Genomic DNA, 21,035 nt, shown 5'->3' with positions numbered 1-21,035 from the left:
GATGGCGGTCGGGAAGGCGATAACGAATGGCATTACGATGTACACTTAATTCCTTCGTGCCCGCGAAAGGGGTCATTCGAATGCACTGGCACCGTAATCCCCGACACTCGAGGCAGAAATGGTGGGGCCGTTGACGGGCGATTCGATGAAATTGCGGTGACAGCGCACTGGATTTACGCGCCTTCGCACCCGCAAATGCGGCTGAGCCATCGAGTGCACTGTTACCGCAATATATCAATTAAGACCCAATACGTGCACTGGACCGTAGTCAGGCCGCGCCTGTAGCTCAATGGTTAGAGCCGGCCGCTCATAACGGTCCGGTTGCAGCTTCGAGTCCTGCCGGACCCACCAGCCTTCGCTCGCAAAGCGAATGAAGGCTGCGACGCTGAAGCCCACTTGGGCGAAGGCGGGCGTTGCCACGAGCTACGGCTCGGCAAGCCCCGCTTCCCAACCGCAAGGCCGAACACGGCTCGCGCTCCCAACTCAATTATCGAAAGCACCTTCGTGCAAAGTAACAGGGCTCCGGCATCGATGCCTTTGGGCCAATCCTGCAAGAAAGATTTTGACAGGTCGGGCAAATCACCGACACTATTCCATCATCGCGCAACTCTCAGATCGTCATGGCCTTGCCCAACGGGCCCCTCGGCGCGATCACGGAAGCTGTCGCGGAAAATCCGCAGGGTGCTCGCGGCGAAACGAATGTCGGACCCACGCCCCTCATCTTGCAAAGTCAGTCGATGCCATTCCGTATGTCCCAGGCTTCCGGCGACCGTCCACGCAACTACGTGCAGCACCTCCTGATCGCGGCTCTGCTCGCGTCGTTTGCCGTGATGCCTGCCCGCCTCCGGTCGGAGCCGATGAAACCCCTGGTCATGGCCACGAACCAGCCGGACACCACTTACGAAGGCAAATGGCAGCGGCGGGTCTATCAGGAGGCGTTCAGGCGCCTCGGCGTTCCGATCGAGGTGACGCTGCTGCCGACGCCGCGCATGACCGCGATGGCGGACTCCGGTGCCGTCGATGGCCAGTTCGTGCGCGTTTTTGCCTACGCGGACGCGCACCCCGAGCAAATGCGGGTGGAGGAGCCGATCTATCACGTGGTGTTCGGGCTGTGGGTGAGCAATCCGGCGCTCAACCTGTCGCGCCCGGAAGATCTGGCCGCAACGAGCTGGACCGGGATCTACCGACGTGGTGTCGAGCAGTGCCAGAACGTCTTGTCCGGAGTGCTGCCAAGCGACCGGCTGTCCAGCGTGGCGACGCCGGAGCTTGGGCTGCGCATGTTGCTCGCCGGGCGCGTCGACTTCTATTGCGAGCTGGACGCCGCCGTGCTGAACGCGCTGTATCTGCCTGAATTCAACAATGTCACCTCGGTTCGTCCGCTGCTCACGTATGGCGATACGATCGCGCTTCATCCCTATCTGCACAGGAAACATGCAGAGCTGGCGGGCCGCCTGGCCGCGGTCCTGAAAGAGATGAAGGCGGACGGTGCGCTGGAGCGCTTTCGCCGCGAGGTCAAATACGAATTGACGGGGCAGTGATCCCAACGCGCGGCGCCGTTCCACGTCACGGCGCGCGGATTCGAAGGCTCATGAATTGAGCAGCACTTTCACCGCCCCCCGTTCCACTCGACAAAGTGCCTGTTCGCTATGCGCATCTGGCCGTCTCACACGAGACTGGCGCGCCAAATCTGGGCTGGCCTGCGATATTCCACACCTGTACAACGCTCGACCAAGGCGGGAGGCCATCGGCTCGCGCCATAGACACGCTGAAGGCCATCGGGTCTCAGAGCATATTGGTGTCCCACAGGCGGTTGATGCGATTGCTCCGTTGCATCAATATCGCAGTCCGTCGAACGAGCGGTGTCGGGAATGGTCGATCCGGAACTTTTGTCGCAGTTGATCGGCGATATCTACGACGCAGCACTCGACCCCAGTCTGTGGGTCGGCGTTCTCGAGCAGGCGACGCAATTCATCGGCGGAACTGCGGCTGGACTCTACTGGAAGGACATCACCGTTCAGGGTGAGCTTCACTACGTCTACAATGTCGAACCATCCAGCGTGGACGCGTATTTCAACAAATATATCCGCCTCGATCCGAGCTTGACGGCTCAATTCTTTTTCCAGGTCGAGGAGATTTACAACACGACCAACGTCTTGCCCTATAGTGAGTTCGTCGAGACGACTTTCTACAAGGAGTGGGTCAAGCCGAACGGATGGGCCGATCATTTGGCTGCCACGCTCGACAAGACCGCAACGAGCTTCGCTCAGTTCGGAGTCTTCCGAAACGAGCGCCAGGGGCTTGCCGACGACACGATGCGGCGGCGCATGCGCCTGCTGGTTCCTCACGTGCGCCGCGCGGTGTTGATCGGCAATGTCGTCGACCTTCAAAAGGAAAAGGCCGGAAGTCTGTCAGACGCGCTCAACAGGCTCGACGCCGGCGCGTTTCTGCTCGACGAGCATTGCCATATTGCATTCTCCAACACGGCCGCGCAAACGCTGCTCGATGATGCGACGATCTTGCGAGCCGTCAACAATCATTTGATCGCCGTCGACCCGCATGCGGCGCAGGTATTGCGCAACGTTGTCGCCGCCGCGAGCGGTGGCGATGGCGCTGTCGGCGCGGATGGTGTTGCCATTCCGCTGTCCAGCAAGCCTGGCCAGAATTGGGTGGCTGATATCCTGCCTCTGACATCAGGGGCCCGCCGTCGAGCCGGGGGCCTTCACGCTGCGGTCGCTGCCGTCTTCGTCCGAAAGGTATCAATGGCCGCGCCTGATCCGACCGAAGTGGCGGCGCGACAGTTCCAGCTCACGCCGAGCGAAGTGCGGGTCCTCGATGCGGTGCTGAAAGTAAGCGGAGTATCCGAGATAGCGGAGGCGCTCGGCATCAGCGAGTCCACCGTGAAAACTCACCTCCAGAATATCTTTGGCAAGACCGGCGTGCGCCGTCAGGCTGACTTGATCAAGCTCGTTGCGGCCCATGCCAGACCGCTTCCCCGGTAACAGAGGAGCCACCGGGCGGCCTCAGGAAATTGTTTTTGGGCACCGGACATCCGTGGTCCTGGTGGACGGAAGCGTGCCGGTGCTGGTGGTGCCGAAGCCGGCATAAGTGTAGGGCTTACCCGGCACAGCCCGGCCATTCCGCCGAGCACCCGCACAAGACCGCTCTCTGGCGGCAGGAGACTATCATGACCAGCGAAAAAGGCCCGAACATCAAGAAGAAGCAGAAATGCAAGAATTGCGAGGGCAAAGGTCTGCTCAAGAAGGGCGACAAGGTGGTGAAGTGCCAGCGCTGCAAGGGCACGGGCGTGCGGTGATGCCGAGATGAAGATCTCGCTGATACCAAGGCCGCAGCGCCAGGGAATTTCAGCCGAGCAAGACGCCGGCCTGACCCGCCACAACCTCCACCGCTCCGGCACCCCCTTTGAGCGGATGCACCCCGCGATCCCCGAAGCCGATCGTCGACTGCGTCTTCACGCAGATCCTTCACCGCAGGCGCTACCAAGCTTTGCCGGCGCGCGTTCTTCGATTCAGAACGCACATATCTCAACAATGCATTTTTGAGAGATGGCGAGGTGACCTAGGCTCGATCGATATTGAGCCATACGGTTGCGCAATGGGGCGTGACGGCGGAGGGACGGATACCGACCGATGCGGCTAATTTTTCAGCGGCGATTGCTCTCCGGATCATCAGACAACGTTCGCGACGACGGAGCGCGCGTGACCGGAAGCGACGCGACCGCCCGGCGATCGACGCGTGCGGTATCGCCATGCTGAATTTCGAGCCCGCGACGGTCTTCGGCAGCCGCCACCTCGCCGACATCTTCAGCACCGCGCCGATGCGTGCCATTTTCGCCGAGAGCAATTCGCTGGCCGCGATGCTGCTGGTCGAGACGGCGCTGGCGAAGGTTCAGGCGCAGCTCGGGGTGATCCCGGCCGAGGCCGCGGCGGCGATCGCGTCCGCGGCCCGAGCCGAGCGGCTCGACCTCGACGAGCTGGCCGCGGGCACGCTGCGCGCCGGACTGCCGATCGTGAATCTGGTCGAGCAGCTGATCCGGCTCACCGGCAAGCCCCATGGCGAATTCGTCCATTGGGGTGCCACGAGCCAGGACATCATGGACACCGCGCTCGTGATGCAGATTCGCGACGCGCTCGAACTGGTCGAGCGCGATCTGGAGAGACTGATCGCGGCGATCACGGAGCTGGCGCGGACCCACCGCGACACGCCGATGGTCGGCAGGACCAAGCTTCAGCACGCCATTCCGATCACCTTCGGCTTCAAGGTTTCGGTCTGGCTGTCGGGCCTGCTGCGCCACCGCGAACGTCTCGCCGAGCTCAAACCACGAGTGCTGCAGGTGCAGTTCGGCGGCGCCGTCGGCACCTTCGCCTCGCTCGGCGACGACGGCGACCGCATCCGCGCTGCGCTCGCCCGCGAGCTCAGGCTCGCCGAGCCGCTCGTGGCATGGCACGCCGCGCGCGACGCCCTGGCCGAGACGGTTTGCCTGCTCGGACTGATCTCCACCAGCCTGAGCAAGATCGCGACCGACGTCGTGCTGATGGCGCAGACCGAGGTCGGCGAAGTGCTGGAGCCGGGCGGCCAGGGCCATGGCGGCTCCAGCACCATGCCCCACAAGCGAAATCCGATCATCTGCGAGCAGCTTCTCAGCACCGGATCGGCGCTGCGCCGGCTCGCAAGCGCCATGCTCGATGCTTCGGTGCACGACCATGAACGGGCGACGGGACCGTGGCAGGCCGAATGGCTGCTGCTGCCGGAAGCCTTCATGCTGATCGCCCGGGCCATGGACAACGCCATCCGGCTCTGTAGCGGGCTCGTCGTCCGCCCCGATGCGATGCAGGCCAATCTCGGCCGGACCCAGGGACTGATCGCAGCCGAGGCGGTCATGATGGCGCTCGCGCCGCATGTCGGGCGCCATCATGCGCATGAGATGGTGGGCGCGGCCTGCACGCACGCCATCGCGTCGGGCCTCACCCTGGCCCAGAGCCTTGCGCGCGATCCGGCCGTGACGGCCCACCTCGCGCCGCACGAGATCGAGGCGGCCGCGGATCCGGCCCGCTACGTCGGCCTGTCCGGCCGCGAGGTCGACCGCGTCCTCGCGGCATCCGCCGACCGGCCGCGCCGCGCAGCGCCAGAGGCGAAACGGAGCGGACCCCCATGAGGCTGAAGCGCATTCGCCCGTTCGTTGCCGCAGCCGCGGTGCTGACCATGCTGAATGCGGCGAAGGCCGAGGCGCCGTTTCCATCACGGCCGATCACGCTGGTGGTCCCGTTCGCGGCGGGCGGCCCGAATGACGTGATGAGCCGGATCGTATCGGAGCACATGTCGCGGCAATTCGGGCAGCCGATCATCGTCGAGAATGTCGCCGGCGCGGGCGGCACGACCGGCTCGACGCGCGTCGCCAAGAGCCCGCCCGACGGTTATACGCTGGTCAGCGGTCACGTCGGCACGCATGCGGCATCGGTCGCGCTGTATCCGAGCCTGCGCTACGATCCGCTGGTCGATTTCACGCCGATCGGCCTCGTCGCGGAAACGCCGATCCTCGTCGTCGCCCGCCGGGACCTCGGCGCGGACAGCATGGCGTCGTTCATCGCGATCGCCAAGGCGCGCGGCCCGGACCTCACCCTGGCCCATGCGGGCGTCGGCTCGATCAGCCACATCAGCTGCCTGCTGTTCACCGACGTGGTCGGGTTCAAGCCGGTCGGGGTGCCCTATCGCGGATCGGCGCTGGCGATGACCGACCTGATCGCAGGCCGCAGCGACTTCAGCTGCGCGCTGCTGGGCGACGTTCTTCCCTTCCTGGCCGACGACCATTTGCGGTTTCTGGCCGTCTCGGCGCCCGCCCGCGTTCCGCAATTGCCTGATACGCCGACGGCGGCGGAAGCGGGGCTCGCACGGTTCGTCGCGTCGAGCTGGTTCGCATTCTACCTGCCGAAGAGCGTGCCGGAGGCCATTCGCGACCGGTTCACCGATGCGCTTCGCGCGGCGCTCGACGACGACGGCGTGCGCAGAAGGCTCGAACAGGCGGGGTTGATTCTGCCGCCGCCGGATCAGCGAGGCCCCGCCCCGCTCAGGCAGCGGATGACCGACGAGATCGCGCGCTGGCAGGACATCGTCAAGACCGCGCAGATCCGGCTCGATCAATAGGCGCGGCCGGTCCGCCCTCGAGATTCCGAACGTATCTGGACTGTCGCGGCCAGCCGCCTCAATCCTCGATCCGATACAACCGCCACCGCTCCGGCACGCCCTTGAGCTGGTGCACGCCGTGATCCCTGAAGCCGATCGCCGACTGCGTCTTCATCAGGTCCTTGACCGCGCTCGACACCAGAACCTCGCCGGCGCGCGCCTTGGCGGCGACGCGGGTGCCGATGTGGAAGGCGAGGCCGACCATCTCGCCGCCGCTCACCGTGTACTCGCCGGCATGCAAGCCCACCCTGATATCGAGGCCCAGCGTGCGCACCGCCTTGCGGATCGCGGTCGCGCAACTGATCCCGGCCGCCGGCGCCTTGAACGTCGCGAGCACGCCGTCACCCGTCGTCACCACTTCCTTGCCGCGCGAGGTCTTCAGCTCCTTGCGGACCGCGGCGTAATAGTGGCCCATGATCTTGGTCCAGCGCGCATCGCCGAGCTTGGCGGCCTTTGCGGTGGAGCCGACGATATCGACGATCAAGATGGTGGCGAGTGCCTGCTTGGGCTCGGCACCGCCGCCGGCCGTTCGGCGCCGGTTCGCAATGGGCCCGGCCAGCGGCTCGTAGCGATGGCTGCGGCGCCGCGCGATCGCGGCCTTGGCATAGTCCTGGGCACGCTGCGCCGTGCCGCAGCGGATGGTCTTTTCCTGCGGCGAACGCGTCCAGTAGACCCTGCGCCCGTCTCCGGCGCCGTGGACCTCGACGGCGCCCCATTTCAGGAAGACCGCCGAGCCGACGCGCCTGACACACCATGCCTTCGACGTGTATCCGGAGACGTTGGACTGATGGACTCCGATGCGAAGAAATTTCGGCATGAACGCGCGGCCAATCGTAGGAACGTTCGGGCTACCCAGGGTAAAGGGTAGTCGGACATTCCCGCGTTGGCAACAAGACTCCCCGATCGCAGATTTGCCGATGGCGTTCGCGTCAGCTCGCGCTGGAGCCCGGCTCAAACGCGAACAGCTCGATCGGATCGCTGAAGCCGCGCACCGCGTGCTGGCCGACCCGCTCCAGCTCGAATTTCGGCTCCACCAGCTCGGCGAAGTCGCGCGACAGCAGCACCTTCTTGCCAAGCTGCTTGGTGAGCGCTTCGAGACGCGAGGCCATGTTGACGGCGGGGCCGATGACGGTGAAGTCGAGCCGGGTGGTCGAGCCGATATTGCCGTACATGACGTCGCCGACATGGACGCCGATGCCGTAGTTGAGCGGCGCGCGGCCGGTGCCGTTGTTCCGCTCGTTCAGTGCGGCCATGGCCGCTCGGGCTTCGGTGACGGCATGCAGCAGATTTGCGCAGGCATTGGGCTCGTGAAGCGGGAAGATCGCGAGCAGGCCGTCGCCGATGAATTTCAGGATCTCGCCGCCGTGCCGCGCGATCGGCTCGGACATCGCGTCGAAATAGTCGTTGAGCAGGTCGATGACGTCGTCGCGCGGCCAGTTGTCGGAGATTTTCGTGAAATCGCGCAAGTCGCAGATCATGATGGCGGCGCGCACCGTGGTGCCGGTGCCGCGCCTGGTGGCACCGGCGAGGATCAGCTCGCCGGCGTGGGCGCCGACATAGGTTTCCAGCAGGGTTCGCGCCAGGCGGTTCTTGATGCGGATCTCGCTGACCAGCGCCAGCACCGGCAACAGCTTCTTCAGCGCGGCGATATGCGCCTCGTCGAAGCCGCCGGGCCGGTCGGTGGCGAAGGTGACGAGATGGCGCTTGCCGAGGGTGTGGTAGAGCGGCCAGGCCACATAGTCGGTCAGGCCTTTCGTCCGCATCTCGTCATAGAGGGCGTGCTTGCGGCCGAGCGCGGGATCGCGTTCCAGATTCTCGCGCACCTCGGTCGCACCCTCGAACATTTCGCTGGCGGGACTGCCGATGAATTCGGAGCGCTCGCGCACGTCGTAATCGACCCGCGCGATCTCGGCCTCGCGCATGCCGTCGGACCACATGAAGCGGGCCCCCAGCCATTGCGGATGATGGATCAGGACATGAAGCGTCGACCGCTTCAGCGGAATGCCGGCCTGCTGGAGGCGGATGCACATCTGCGCAAAGATATTGTCGATGAAGCGCTCGTCGCGCGTGCCGTTGGTCAGCCAGTCGACGACGCCGTCGGACAGCGTCGTGGCGGGATTCTTGTCTGGCGTGGTCATATCCTGCCCCTTCGCGGCGGTCTGCACGTGGGGAGATATCGTGCGCCGGCCGGGCCGCGTCAACCTGGCCAGTTGCCCGGATCGTGCGCATCAGCAAGGCGATTGCGATCTAGCCGGCCAGCTGGATCGAGCCTAGCACCGCAAGCCCCGAAACGAGCGTCAGCTGCGCTGCCTCGGTCAGCTCCGCCTTCAGCGTGCTGCCATCGGGGATGACAAACTCCCCGTTATCGAGACGGATGCTGCAATTGCCGGACACCGCGTAAACCAGATGCGTGCCGGCAGGCAATGACCGCTTCCCGGGCTCCCGGAGCGCCAGAAGCTCGATCTCGGCCGCACCGCGCCGGGCCATCAGGTTCACGACCTCGACCGGACCTGCCTCGAGCTCGGTCACGATCTCGAGCTCGCCGGTGAAGCGCACGGTCGTGAAAGGTTCGCGCTCGTCGAATTCCCGTCCCGGTGCCTTCAGCACCAGTCCGCGCCCCTCGACGACCATCTGCAGGCGGTCGATGCCGGGCATGTAGGAGAACGGGCCGGGCGCCACGATCGGCGTGAACGCAAAGCGCCACAGCAGGCTGTCCCAATCCTTCGTCGGGCTACCTGCGCGATGGGCATCCGCGATATCGGTAAAAATGCCGCCACCGTTCTTCCAGGGCGAGCGGGTGTAATCTTCGGATTTGAGCAGCGTGGTTTTCATGTGGTGGAGACTGTCCGGAACAAGGCACGTCAGCCGATCCGCTCATGTTGCGCGGGAACGGCTGATTTGGGCGACGATAGCTTGATCCGGCCGTATCGCAAATAGAACCAGTTCAGCGGGAAAAGATGCACCAGCGCGATCAGCCAGCCGACCACCACCATGAAGACGCCTGTAACGATGACAGTGGCGCCCTTCTCGGTCCCGAAGAGATAATGGAGCAGCCATAGCAGTGCGCTCACGACGGTCATGAACAGGACCAGCAGGATCGCCAGCGCCAGTGCCACGCCCGCGGTGGAAAGCAGCCACCAGCCGATGTCGGCAGGTGGCGCGGTGAGCCAGTCGAGCAAAATGCTGCCGGTCGTCCCCTTGAGCATCTCGCACATCGTTGGCCCAGAGCAGGCCAACTTGAGAACCATTCGCAAGCCCGTAATCCCGGCAAGACCCGCGCCGATCGAGATCGCGATTGCGAGCCAGCGCAGCACGGGCCAGAGCTGCCACACCTTGAAAAGCAGCCTGGAGCCGACATCGAGCTGCTTCAGCAGATCGGCGTGTTCCAGTTCCTTGTTGGACGTTCTCAGGGCGATATCCCTGACGGCAAGGAAGTCCCATTGGACCTTCGATTCGTCGCTGAACGACAGATGGGACAGGCTGGTCTGCACCTCGTCCGTCATCATGCGATAGCCACTCAGCATCAGGGCATAGGCCTCGCTGTCGGAAAACGCGTCGAGATCGGTGCGGATGGCAGCCAGTCGCGACTGGACGGACCGAGGGATTCCGTAACTGGTCAACGGCTTCGAGGCGTTCTGCTCCCTGATCGCCTCGTTTTCCGTCGGATCCTGGCAATCGACCCAGTCGATCTGACTGGCGTCCAACCCCTTCTTGAGGTGTAGAAATGCGAGGCCGTTCAGCGCCGAACCGCGCCGAAGCAGATCGACTTCACGGAATTCGGATGCCCGCACGCGGGCCATCAGGATGTCGCTGGAGCGCAGACTTACCGACAGAACCTCGCCGCTTGGCACGTTTTCACTACCGGTCTGCCCGCTCGCATCGCTGACGAGCATCACGGTGCATTCCTGCTCCAGGAGCCCGACGATCCCCTGATTGTCGTGCGTGCCGCCATCGACCAGGCGGATGATGCGGTCGGGATACAATCCTCGCAATTCGACGGGGTCGAACAACGACGGCACGCACGCCGATGCCGCAACGGCCTCGCCCAACGCAACACGCCGATGGTCCAGCGGCGCCTCCCAATAATACATGCGGCGAAGGATATCGTTGCGGTCGACGGGAGAGCTCGCGCCCAGAGGCGGCTCACCCATCCAGCTGACCGCGAACTGCCAGTTATGGCCGGTGTTCAACGTCGTCGCGTTCAGCAGCAGGATCGGAGCCTTTGCGGCGCGATCCCAATTGTCCACCTTGGGGTTGAAGTCGCTGCGGCCGCCTTCGGGCGCGATCTGCAATTCGTTCAGCCAACGGCGTCCATCCTTGTGCCCGTCGCGCACGCGCGAATAGATGTGTTGTTCGAATAGCAAGCCAAGTCGCGTCGTTCGCGTATAGCCGGGGACGATCAGGGACTTCAAGTTGACAAACCAGTTGGCGAACAGCCGCAGGCGAAGGTTTTCCTGAATCGCCTCGACGAAGTCGCGCGCAACACGCTGCACCAGGTCGATGTAATCCTGACGCGTGATCTCGGTGTCCGGCTTTTCCTGCAGCAGACGGCGCACTTCCAGATAATAGTGCGCGCCGACGATCGATCCTCCGGATACGCAGGACAGGACCTCGACATAGCGCAGCATGTCGAGTTCGGCCATGCGCGCGAGAACGCCGATGTGGAACAGCGACGCGCGGAAACCGCCCCCGGACAGCGCGAGGCCGACCTTGCCGATCGTCGCCCCGCGCATGGCGTGGACGGCATCGCCGAACAAGATCTGCAGCGTGCGATAAGCTTCCTTTCCCTCGGACAGGTCCTGCTGCTGCGCGGTCGCCACCGAAACCAGCTGGCGCGTGGTGCTTTCGAGCTCCCAATCCGGAGGATTGAGCGCCAGACCCTCGCGCAGCCAGTAGCGTGCCTCGTCGTAGCGCAGCAGGCCGAAACAGGCTTCGGCCAGCGTGGCGACGAACCACCAATTCGTCTTGAGTGCGGCATTGGCCTTGATTTCAGAGGCCGGCACGAGCTCGGCGATCAGCCGTTCACGGATCGTGCGAGCGTCCGCGGCATGGCGAACCGCGTCGTCCGGGCTACCCTCGCGCTCCTGCTGAGCGAGAACATCCAGCATGAAAGCGGCATTGATCCCGGTGTAACCCCAGTCTTCCGCGATATCGCGGTCGGCGCCCGCGGCGTACCATCTGACGGACCGTTCGAGGTCGCGCCGACGCCCGGTCAGCTTCCACCGGTATTTGTGGAGCGCGCCGGCGAGACCGAGGGTCTCCGAGGACGGCCGTGACGCATGGAGGTCTGCCGATTCGAGAAGCTTTAGTGCCTCGTCGAACCGCGTCTCCGCCGGAAGGTCCGGATCGCGGTAGGTGCACAAGGCCTGTCTCTGAATCAATCTCAGCCGGACGCGCTCCTGCCGCTTCGCCTCCGGAAGCTCGCTCGCGATCGCGAAGAGCTCCCTGGCGTAGGTAAAGTAGCGCTCCTCCTTGAGGCGCTCGGCAAGCTCCCTGATCGTATCGAGCGTCGCATTTTCGCCCCGAATGATCCGCCTTGCCTGCTCGACCGTCGGGTTGGCCTCCCCACTCCTGCCTTGCCTGGCGGCCTTGTCGGCCGAACTGGCGATCTTTGCGTTGCGCGACCAGCCGCCCAGCTTCTCGTCAAGCCTTCCCTCCGTGAGCAAGTACGCCTGGACCAACGGATGCAGCGCCACCGGCTGAGACAACGGATCGACCAGAGCGAGATTGGCAAGACGCTGGAGTCGGGCCAGGGCCGCCACCGAATCTTTACCACCCTCGGTCTCGACATGCTTGCCCTTGGCGATCGCGATCAGCAAAGCCTCCTCATCCGGCTTCAATCGCGAGACGGTTTCCTTGAGGCTCTGAGCAATTGATGTGCTCCGCGTTGCCGACAGCAATTGATCGAAGGCCACAACGTCGTGACGGTCGAATTCTTCCCTGAGCTGCTCACAGGCCTGCGACAGCGTCGCGCCTTGCGAGATGCGGCGATCGAGCGCCGACCGCACCAGGGTTGCCCCCAGCGGCAAAGTCACCAATTCGCGTGCATATTTGTAGCGCGCGCTTTCCGCCGGCGTCAGAAAAATATCGTTGGTCTTCAGGACCTGAAGGGCCTGATCCTCCGTGAGCGGCCCGACATTGATCACCTTCCCCTCGAACCGGCCGGCGACGCTCGCATCGCGGGTGATGACGATCTGCGTGCATTGCGCCCCGAGCTTGAAAAACTCCTCGACATATTCCATCAACCAGACGTCATCGACGACGAGTAGATAACGGCGATCCGCGAGAGTTTTCTGGAGCCAGGCGTCGCCGCTTTGACGACCGCCGCCGAAGATCTTCCGGAACCATTCCTGAACGGCCTCGCGCGTCCAGTGGCGGTCGGCGTTCACCCAGAGGATACCTCCCGGATACTTGTCAACAACCTCGGGGTCTCTACAGACTTTTGCAACCAGCGTCGTCTTTCCGGTCCCGCCTCCACCGCACACGGCCAGCCGCGTCAGTTGCGAGGAGGCCGCACGCACGACCTCGTCCTTGAGCTCCTTGATCGCCGCCGGACGGTCGACCCAGGAGTCCGCGACCAGCGGGGCGAGCTGCGGTGCGAGTTTGTACAAGAACGGAAATGCGGCCTGGATCTCGCCGGCGAATACGCTGCGCACGCGGCTGGTCTCCGGCGCCAGCAGCGCGAGGTGGAGCGCGATGCGACGATACGCGTCGATGAGCTTCTGGGTCGCCGGATCCGGAGGCGCGGTGTCCGGACCGATCACCCGCGCTTCCCGATAGTTGTATCGGGGGATGTAAGGGATCTGGAGATTCCAGAGCGGCCGATCCATGTCCTGGAACGGCGCTGGGACGAAACCGCCCCGCTCGACCTTGTCGGCAAAGCTGGCCGAAAACTCGGCGAGACGATCGGACTCCGAATTGTCGATCCGCGTCGGAATCACCAGCGCCTGGACCGCCCGATCATCACGCGCCTGCTTCACATCGTGCTTGTTCAGTCCGGAAATGACGCGCACCACGCCGTCGACGTTCTGAAAATTCGGAGCGCAGAATGCGACCACGGCGTCGGGAATGTGGCGGGTGCAGATGCCGCCCATTTCGGTGACGCCGGTGCGGCTGTCGATCAGGACGACGTCGGCGATCGCGAGAAGCTGGTCGCGAAACCAGGAGAAATATTGCTGTCCCTCGTATGCACCGTAGAACTCGCTCCAATCGAAGCTCTGGATCATCGCCGCATAGTCGCCAAACTTGTCGGCGGGTCGGGCACCCGCGGAGAGCAGGAAGACGCCGTTCTCGCCTTTGTCGGGCGCGTGTAGCTGTTGCAGAAACGGCCCGAAGACGGACCCAGCCAGGACACCACCGACATTTCGCGACGACGCGCGGGGCTTCACCGCGTAATAGAGCTTGTCGAGGAACGCCTCGAACGTCTCGGGAGGCTCCTCTTGTGGACTTTCGACGATGTCGCGAAGAAGAAACTCCGGCACATTGGCATCCAGCAGCACCTTGCGGTTCTGTTCCGCTGCCTGCGCCGCTTCGATAGTCGTCTGCTGCGAGGAGTCATGTTCGCTCGCCGGGGACCGCAGCTTGATCTGCGCCTTGAGCCTCTGCGCGGAGAACCCGGGATAGGCATCCCTGTAGGCGACGACCATGTCGATCAGCCCCAGATGGGACTGCAGCGCGGCAAGTTCCGATTCATGGCCCGGCAGGCAGAAAAATGTTTCGAGGCCCGGCGCCTCCAGATCCCAATCAATCAGGACGACGCGGAGGCCCATCTGGTGGAAGGTCTCGGCGACGTTGGCGATCGCCATGGAGCGGCCGACGCCTCCTTTGTAGGAGTAGAACGTGTAGATCATGGCTAGCTCCCCGGCGTCAGCAGCGGATTCGTCCCGCTCCGCTTCTTCTGGAAGTAGTAGTAGCCGAGGCCGCTCCGGATCAGGCGCTCGACCTGGACGGCGTGCTGGACGTCGATCCCGCAGAACGCGAACGGTTCGAAGGTGAGAATTTCCGGAATGAGATGAGCGTCCAGAACCGGCCTGCTGTTGCCCAGCAGGCTGCTGTAGAGCTGGTAGGCACCGACCGCCTCGACCGGCGAGATCGATACGATCATCGACTGCTGCTTCTTGGCGTAGGCGTCAAGTCTACGGAAGATTTTCTGAACGACGGGATGAAACAGCGAAACCGGATCGGTGACCACGACCGAGGGCCCGTCGGACAGCGTCTCTACGAACCGCCGTACCGCGGCCGCGTCCGGCAGCTTTTTGACTTCCTCCACAAGATCGATCGGCCGCCAATGAAACCGATGGGCGGCATCGAGACTCGCGTTGACCTTTTCCCGGACATCCTGCGCCAGATCGATGATGGTCTTGGCCGTGCCGAACGGTTTCCAGTCGAACGCACTCGCACCGTATCGCGCCTTTGCATCCGCCAGAGCCAAGCCAACCGATTGCAGAAACTCACCTAGCGACGGCTCGCTCGCGACCATCTTGTCGTTGATGATCCTGTCGAGATAGTCCGCCCCGGCGGCGGGCTCGGATGTCAGCACCGTCAGTGCGAGCGTGACGGGTTGCGAGGGCAACCCTTCGAGAACCGCATTGCCGATATCGCGCACGATCCGAGACCAGATTGCGTCTGCTGGCGCCGCGTCGACCTTGGCGACACCGAGATCGCCTGCGATCTTGTCATAGACACCGCGAAGAGCCGTAAAGCCCTGGAGAACGGTCAGCGGACCATAGTCGACGCCGTTTTCCAGGGGGATGTAGAAGAGCTTTCGCTTGCGGCCGTCCGGCATCGTCGGGTTGGTCTGCTGGTGCTGCCGAAACGCCTCGATCTCGGGTGCAACTTCGTTGGACTGATGTGCATTTGAGGACCAAAAAACGACGAAGTTCGCCGAGTCCCGGGCCTCATTCTGGAAGACAGGTCGCCACTGCTCACCGGGCGGAATCGAGTTGGGCGCCAAGAATGGCTTGATGGTCGGGAAGCGCGTCCGGATATCGCTAAAAAAGCGCTTCGCCCAGACTTCGTCCTTGCTGCTGTAGGAAATGAACAGATCCGACATTTGCCGCTCCGGGCAGGAAATCAATTTCAAGTGGCAGAAAATGAACGGATATTCCTTCGGCTGCATCGGAACGGCAAGAGGCTTTCTCGGAATATTTTCCGAGTCCCCTCCGATTGGTGTTGGCTGGAACTTACCGGGGACCGAATCTCGGCCCTTCAATCGGCAATTGAAGGTGCGACGCCCGTGGCATCATCGGGGAGACACCGCGCAGTTTCGTAGCCCGCATGAGCGAAGCGACATGCGGGCTACAGGTCTAGGTGACCCTCACTCGCCCTTGCCGGCCTTCAGCTTCGGCAGCGTCTCGACGATCTTCTGCTTGCCGTCGACGATCTCGGCGAGGAAGCTGGCGCGGTCGATGTCGCCGTTCTGGTCCCAGCTGGCTTCCATCAGCATGCCGGGCGCCTTGTCCGGCGTCAGCGTCAGGCCTTTCATCGCGGCGCCAAAGGCCTTGCTGTCGAACTTGCCGATCTTTTCGGTGACGTATTTGACGAGATAGACCGCGGTGTAGCCCTTGATGCCGTTGTGGTCGGGCCGATATTTGTAGCGTTCGCTGAACTTCTTCGTGAAGTCCTCGATGGCCGGGATCGGGGCGTCGGCGGACAGGCCGACATGGCCGCGCACGCCGTTGGCGGCGGGGCCGGCGAGCTCGACCACCTTCTGGCTGAGCAGCGTGGTCTCGCCGAACAATGGCGTCGTCAGGCCCTGCCGCTTCGCCTCGATCAGGAAGCGGGCGCTCTCCTCCTCGTTGGTGTAGACGAACACGGCATCCGCCTTGGCGCCCTTGAGCTTGATGACGTCGGAGCCGAAATCGACCTGGCCCTGCTCGGTCGAGATGTCGGCGGCGATCTCGATATTGCGCGCTTTCATCTCCTTCACGAAATTGTCGTGGCCGCCCTTGCCGAAATCATTGTTGACCCAGACCAGCGCGACCGTCTTCACCTTGAGCTTGTCGTGCAGATAGTTGGCGATCTTGGGCATGGAGAATTGCTGGCCGAAGGCGGTGCGGAACACCCAGGGTTTGCCCTGCGTGGTGATGTCGGCAGCCTCGGCGCCGACGATCTGCGGGATCTCGGCCTGCTGCGTCAGCGCCATGTTGACCTTGACCGAGCCGGAATAGATCGGCCCGAGCACGACGTAGGGGTCCTTGTCGAGAACCTTCTGCACCTGGGCGCGCGAGATTCCGGGATTGCTCTGGGTGTCCAGATGCTCGGTCTGGATTTTCCGGCCGAGAATGCCGCCGGCATTGTTGATCTCCTCGACGGCGAGCGCAACACCGTCACGCCAATTGGTGCCCGACACAGCGCCGGGTCCGGAGAGCTCAATGACGTCGGGGATGTAGACCGTGGTCTGCGCGCAGGCCGCGCCCGCCCACAGCGATGCCACGATGGCGATACCGAGCCTCCCTTTAAGATGCCTCATCACGTCCCTCCCCTGTTTGCTCTGTTGTTATCTTGTCTGGTCTGCAGCTCCGTCGAAGCCGAGCAGCCGTGCCGGCGTTCGCCACAACAGGCGATGCTGGTCGCTCGCGTCCGGAAACAGTCTTGTCAGCACCGCGAGCAGCGGGCCGTAATCCAGCCGTTCAGCGGCGCGCAGGAACGGATAGTCCGAGCCCCAGACGCAGCGATCGAGCGTGAAGGCGTCAACGAGCGCTGCGATGAACGGCCAGGTGTCCTCGTAAGGATGCGGCTGCTGCGAGAACTTGTAGTAGCCGGAGAGTTTCATATGCGCGTCGCGCTCGCGGCCGACCGCCAGCAGCGCCTGGAAGGCCTTGCCCTGTAGCCCCTGCCCGACCGAGGGACGGCCGCAATGGTCGAACACCAGACGCACGGGTGATTTTTCGATCAGCGGCAACAGATCGAGCAGCTGGTCCTGCTCGACCTGGATTTGCAGGAACAGGCCGAGGCTGGTCAGCTTCTCCAGCAGCGGCGCGGCCTTGAGATAATAGTCGGCGCCGTGGAACGGCACATTGAATGCGACACCGATCACGCCGGCGGCTTTCAGCCGTTCCAGCTCGCGGATCCCAACGTCGTTCTCGACGACGGCGACACCCCTGAAGCGGCCGCCGCCCTGCCTCAGCGTATCGAGCAGGATGCGGCTGTCGCTGCCGTAGCCGGTGTTGGTGGCCACCACGAGCGCGTGCCTGACATCGAAGGCGTCGAACACGCGGATGAGCTGCGCGGCGGGCGCGATCTCCTGACCGCCCGGCCGGTATGGCGTGTCGGCGGAATAGGGAAAGCGGACGGGATCGATGGCGTGGATGTGGCAATCGATCCTGGGGGACGCCGGCATTGTCATGGCGCAAAACTCCCCGGTGTTCGTATCAGAACGTCGCCTCGATGGCCTTGATCAGCTCCGGCGTCACGTCGGGCATGATTCCGAACCAGGCCTTGAAGGCAAGCCGGGCCTGGTTGAGCAAGAGGCCGAGCCCGTTCACGGTGACGCAGCCGCGCGCACGGGCCTCCGCCAGGAACGGCGTTTCCAGCGGCGTGTAGATCAGATCGGCGACAAGCGTTTCGGGCCTCAAGCGCGACAGGTCGATCTCCAGCGCATCCTTGCCGACCATGCCGCGATCGGTGCAATTGACGAGCAGGGCGACATCGCCAAGCGCGGCGGCGCGGTCGTCCCACGCGACGATGCTGACCGCGGAGCCGAACTCCCTGGCGATCGCCTGCGCCTTCTCCGCGGTCCGGTTGGCGATACGGATCTCGCGCGCGCCGTTCTCCAGCAGCGCCACGACCACCGCGCGCGAGGCGCCGCCTGCGCCCAACAGCAAAATCGGCCCGGCATCGCCGCGCCAATCGGCCTTCGCATCGCGCAGGCTCTGCACGAAACCGTTGCCGTCATTGTTGAATCCGGAAAGCGTGCCGTCCGCTTCGACGACGATGGTGTTGACGGCGCCGATGCGTTTTGCGGTCTCGTTGACGTGGTCGAGCAGCGGCATCGCCGTCTGCTTGTGCGGCATGGTGACGTTGCAGCCGCGGAAGCCAAGCGCGATCAGCCCGTCGAGCGCGTCCTCGAGCCGCTCCGGCTTCACCGCCAGCGGCACATAGGTGCCGCGGATGCCGTGCGCCTTCAGCCAGTAATTGTGAATGACGGGCGAGCGCGAATGCGCGACCGGCATGCCGATGACACCCGCAAGTCCAAATCCGTCCAGCGACATGCTGCGCTTCCATCCCTGAGACCGCCGGCGCATTTTCGCGGGGCAGCTTGTTCCTCCATGGCCACGCCTTTCGGCGCTCGACCATGCTATTTGGTCGTTTGTCCAATTCTATTATGCGGAACGGTCAGCTCGCGCAATCTGAATCTCGCGGGGGTGCGGCATGCCGGGGACCTGGTGCCGAAGGCCGGCAGGCATCGATCCCCACGTGCAATGCCGGCTTCAGCGCGTCATTTCGACGTCAATGCCGCGACCGGACGCCAGCCATCGTCAGGCGCGGCGGCGATGAATTGCCAGCAACGGCCGCGCATCAGCTCGGCGGGACGATCGTGCGCGCGTTGCTGCAACACGGCTTCGAAATCGGCGAGCGCAGCGACAAACCGGCGCGCCCGATAGTTGGCGAGACCGTGCTCGTAATCCGCGATCCAGCCGGCTTCGGTCACACCTTGATCCACGATTCCGACCAGCTCGTGGACGGAAAGCCCCTCCTCCCGTCCGTAAACCGCGATGCTCTCGATCTCGCGCGTGAGGATGCCCCCGCGCGCCAGGCGTTCGGTCGCCTCGCCGATCAGGATGCGCGTTCCGTAGGATTTGTTGGCGCCTTCAAGCCGGCTGGCGACGTTCACGGCATCGCCGATCACGGTATAGTTCAGTCGCAGCTCCGAGCCGATATTGCCGACCAGCATGCGACCCGAATTGATGCCGATGCGGATCTGAAGCGGCTGGCCGAGATCGTCGACAAGGCCGGACTCGTCCATCGCCCTGCGGCAAGCCAGCGCCGCGCGACAGCAGCGCAAGGCGTGATCTTCCTGCGGCTGCGGCGCGCCCCAGAATGCCATGACGGCGTCGCCGATAAATTTGTCGATGGTGCCGCCATCGGCGACGATGATTTCCGAGGTGAGGTCGAGATAGCGCGACAGCAGCGGCACCACGCGGTCACCCATCCGCTCGGACAGTCCGGTAAAGCCGGCGATGTCGATGAACATCACGCTGAGCTCCTGGATGCTGCCGCCGGGCCTTGCCTCGACGCCCTGTTGCAGGAGCGCACGGACCAGATCCGCCGGGATGAATTTTCGGAAAGCGGAAAGGCCGGCCGCCATCTCGGCGATCGCGCCCGACAGGCTCGCGATTTCCTTGAGGCGCGAGGGGTGGCGGCGGACCTGCTCCAGCGCGAACGCTTCGACATGGCGAAGCTCGCCGACGACGCGCGACAACGGCGCGGCGATGACGGAGCGCGCCAACATCGCCGACGCCAGCGCCGCGAGCACGGCGCCGACGGCAAGGCCGAGGATCAGGCGACGAAGCGTGGTCTCGACGGGCCCGAGGAACTCCGCTTCCGGGATCACGGTGGCGAGCGACCAGCCGGGAAACGGCAGCGGCGTCAGCGCGACCTCGTAGGCCGCGCCGCGCGAGGTCAGGCGGCTCCGCCAGGCCTCCTTGCGGCCGGCCTCGCCTGCCTTTTCGAGCGCTGCGCGCGCCAGCGGGAGCAGCGTGATATCGCCGCGCGCCGGATGCAGCTCGTCGGCCTCCTTGTCGGGGGCCGCGACGAGATCGCCGCTGCCATCGACGATGAAAGCGGTTCCGGTGCGCCCGACCTCGAGCTGCGACAGGAAGCGCGCGAGCCTCGTATATTCGATGACGACGGCCAGAACACCTTGCCGCTCCTGGTAGACGTCGATCGGTCCGGCAAAGGCGATCGACGGCCGCTCGCCGGTCGGATGGTCCGCGACCCTGAACCATTGCGGGTCGTCCGCGGTGAGCCCGGCCTTGAACCAGGCCTGGTCAGCGACGCGGAAATCAGTCGGCTCGAACCGGCGGTTGGCGAATTCGATATCCCCGGGCACGACGTCGTATTCATCGACGCGGCGCTGACCGGGATGATCGGTCAGCGAGATCTCCATCATTTCCAGCCGCCGATCGCCAAGCTTATGCGCGGCAAAGAACGAACCGTCGGGCCAGCCGAAGGCAACCCAGGAGATCGTCGCCTGCGACTGCAATTGCGAGAGAAAGACGAATTCGCGCTTGTCGGCCTCGCGGGTGTCGAGCACGTTCTGGAGGAACAGGGTGCGGATCGCGGTGTGCGCCGCGCGCGCCTCGTCGACGATGGCCGAGACCTCCTTGCGCACCGCCGCCACGATCTGCTCGTTGATGGTTGAGGCCAGCTGCCGGCTGGTCGCCTCCGCCGTGCGCCACCACAACAGGCTGGACAGAGCGGCGGTCAGCAGGATCGCGGCCAGAACGAGCGCGGACACGGCGAGGCGGATGCTGACGGTCAGCCCCGCGATCTCCCGAATTCGCCGTGCGGGATCAACATTCATCGCCGTTTTGCCTTCTCAGGGCCTGCGCATCATCTGACATCGTTCTACGCCGCCGGCCGTCAATCGTTACCTCTGGCAGCTGCGGGCCGTCCCCGCCAATGCCCGCCGGCTAACGTCTCGATAGCGCCAAGGCATTGGATTGGCGCCGGCGTTTGCCCGTTAATCCCGGCCCAAGCGCACCAACCGGGCGCCCCGACCAACCGGTCTCACGGACTCGTGAGCACCCCGGCAGTAACGCCGGCTGCGCGCGAGGCGAACGAGACCATGCGCCTTCGCCTGCCAGGCGATGCCATCTCGAACAGGAGAACTG

At 64.2% G+C, this 21,035-nt stretch carries 15 protein-coding genes; 6 read left to right on the top strand and 9 right to left on the bottom strand.

Annotated elements, in window-relative coordinates; all coding sequences use genetic code 11:
- The first annotated feature begins 620 nt into the window (after positions 1-620).
- The 6 genes from AC1RUR_RS34840 (at position 621) to AC1RUR_RS34815 (ending at position 6,159) form a co-directional block, all read left to right on the top strand.
- Positions 621-1,538 (top strand): substrate-binding periplasmic protein, encoded by a 918-nt coding sequence (locus tag AC1RUR_RS34840; protein WP_492852545.1) that lies wholly within the window; start codon positions 621-623, stop codon positions 1,536-1,538.
- A gap of 330 nt (positions 1,539-1,868) precedes the next feature.
- A complete protein-coding gene (locus AC1RUR_RS34835; protein ID WP_492852543.1) occupies positions 1,869-2,999 on the top strand; it encodes a helix-turn-helix transcriptional regulator in 1,131 nt (376 codons plus the stop codon).
- A 185-nt stretch (positions 3,000-3,184) separates the two neighbouring features.
- Positions 3,185-3,313 carry a hypothetical protein gene (locus AC1RUR_RS34830; RefSeq protein WP_007600646.1) on the top strand — a complete coding sequence of 43 codons (129 nt, stop codon included), beginning with the start codon at positions 3,185-3,187 and terminating at the stop codon, positions 3,311-3,313.
- A gap of 7 nt (positions 3,314-3,320) precedes the next feature.
- The gene (locus tag AC1RUR_RS34825; protein WP_492852541.1) at positions 3,321-3,560 is read left to right on the top strand and encodes a hypothetical protein; all 240 of its coding nucleotides are present in this window, start codon (positions 3,321-3,323) and stop codon (positions 3,558-3,560) included.
- A 206-nt stretch (positions 3,561-3,766) separates the two neighbouring features.
- The gene (gene pcaB, locus AC1RUR_RS34820) at positions 3,767-5,173 is read left to right on the top strand and encodes a 3-carboxy-cis,cis-muconate cycloisomerase (RefSeq protein ID WP_492852539.1); all 1,407 of its coding nucleotides are present in this window, start codon (positions 3,767-3,769) and stop codon (positions 5,171-5,173) included.
- Positions 5,170-6,159 carry a Bug family tripartite tricarboxylate transporter substrate binding protein gene (locus AC1RUR_RS34815; RefSeq protein ID WP_492852537.1) on the top strand — a complete coding sequence of 330 codons (990 nt, stop codon included), beginning with the start codon at positions 5,170-5,172 and terminating at the stop codon, positions 6,157-6,159. The genes pcaB and AC1RUR_RS34815 overlap by 4 nt, the downstream gene beginning before the upstream one ends.
- A 58-nt stretch (positions 6,160-6,217) precedes the next feature.
- Here AC1RUR_RS34815 and AC1RUR_RS34810 read toward each other — a convergent pair whose 3' ends face one another.
- The 9 genes from AC1RUR_RS34810 to AC1RUR_RS34770 all read right to left on the bottom strand — a co-directional run bounded on the left by AC1RUR_RS34810 (position 6,218) and on the right by AC1RUR_RS34770 (position 20,725).
- Positions 6,218-7,015: an adenylate/guanylate cyclase domain-containing protein gene (locus AC1RUR_RS34810; protein WP_492852535.1), complete on the bottom strand. Its 798-nt coding sequence runs from the start codon at positions 7,013-7,015 to the stop codon at positions 6,218-6,220.
- Positions 7,016-7,127: 112 nt separating this feature from the next.
- Complete coding sequence (locus tag AC1RUR_RS34805) at positions 7,128-8,336, bottom strand: adenylate/guanylate cyclase domain-containing protein (RefSeq protein ID WP_492852533.1); 1,209 nt, start codon at positions 8,334-8,336, stop codon at positions 7,128-7,130.
- A 109-nt stretch (positions 8,337-8,445) separates the two neighbouring features.
- On the bottom strand, positions 8,446-9,030 hold the full coding sequence (locus AC1RUR_RS34800) for a HutD/Ves family protein (protein ID WP_492852531.1): 585 nt from the start codon (positions 9,028-9,030) through the stop codon (positions 8,446-8,448).
- A gap of 29 nt (positions 9,031-9,059) precedes the next feature.
- Positions 9,060-14,048, bottom strand: a complete 4,989-nt coding sequence (locus AC1RUR_RS34795) for an NB-ARC domain-containing protein (RefSeq protein ID WP_492852529.1) — start codon at positions 14,046-14,048, stop codon at positions 9,060-9,062.
- Between the two features lie 2 nt (positions 14,049-14,050).
- The gene (locus AC1RUR_RS34790; RefSeq protein WP_492852527.1) at positions 14,051-15,250 is read right to left on the bottom strand and encodes a toll/interleukin-1 receptor domain-containing protein; all 1,200 of its coding nucleotides are present in this window, start codon (positions 15,248-15,250) and stop codon (positions 14,051-14,053) included.
- Between the two features lie 264 nt (positions 15,251-15,514).
- The gene (locus tag AC1RUR_RS34785; protein WP_492852525.1) at positions 15,515-16,669 is read right to left on the bottom strand and encodes an ABC transporter substrate-binding protein; all 1,155 of its coding nucleotides are present in this window, start codon (positions 16,667-16,669) and stop codon (positions 15,515-15,517) included.
- A 27-nt stretch (positions 16,670-16,696) separates the two neighbouring features.
- Positions 16,697-17,545 (bottom strand): amidohydrolase family protein, encoded by an 849-nt coding sequence (locus tag AC1RUR_RS34780; RefSeq protein WP_492852523.1) that lies wholly within the window; start codon positions 17,543-17,545, stop codon positions 16,697-16,699.
- Between the two features lie 25 nt (positions 17,546-17,570).
- On the bottom strand, positions 17,571-18,410 hold the full coding sequence (locus AC1RUR_RS34775) for a shikimate dehydrogenase (protein WP_492852521.1): 840 nt from the start codon (positions 18,408-18,410) through the stop codon (positions 17,571-17,573).
- A gap of 227 nt (positions 18,411-18,637) precedes the next feature.
- Positions 18,638-20,725 (bottom strand): adenylate/guanylate cyclase domain-containing protein, encoded by a 2,088-nt coding sequence (locus AC1RUR_RS34770; protein WP_492852519.1) that lies wholly within the window; start codon positions 20,723-20,725, stop codon positions 18,638-18,640.
- Positions 20,726-21,035: the final 310 nt, after the last annotated feature.

The organism is Bradyrhizobium sp. GW821-FHT12B03 (assembly GCF_058807535.1).
Note: the sequence above shows the minus strand (reverse complement) of the source record. Positions and strands in the feature narration are given on the sequence as shown.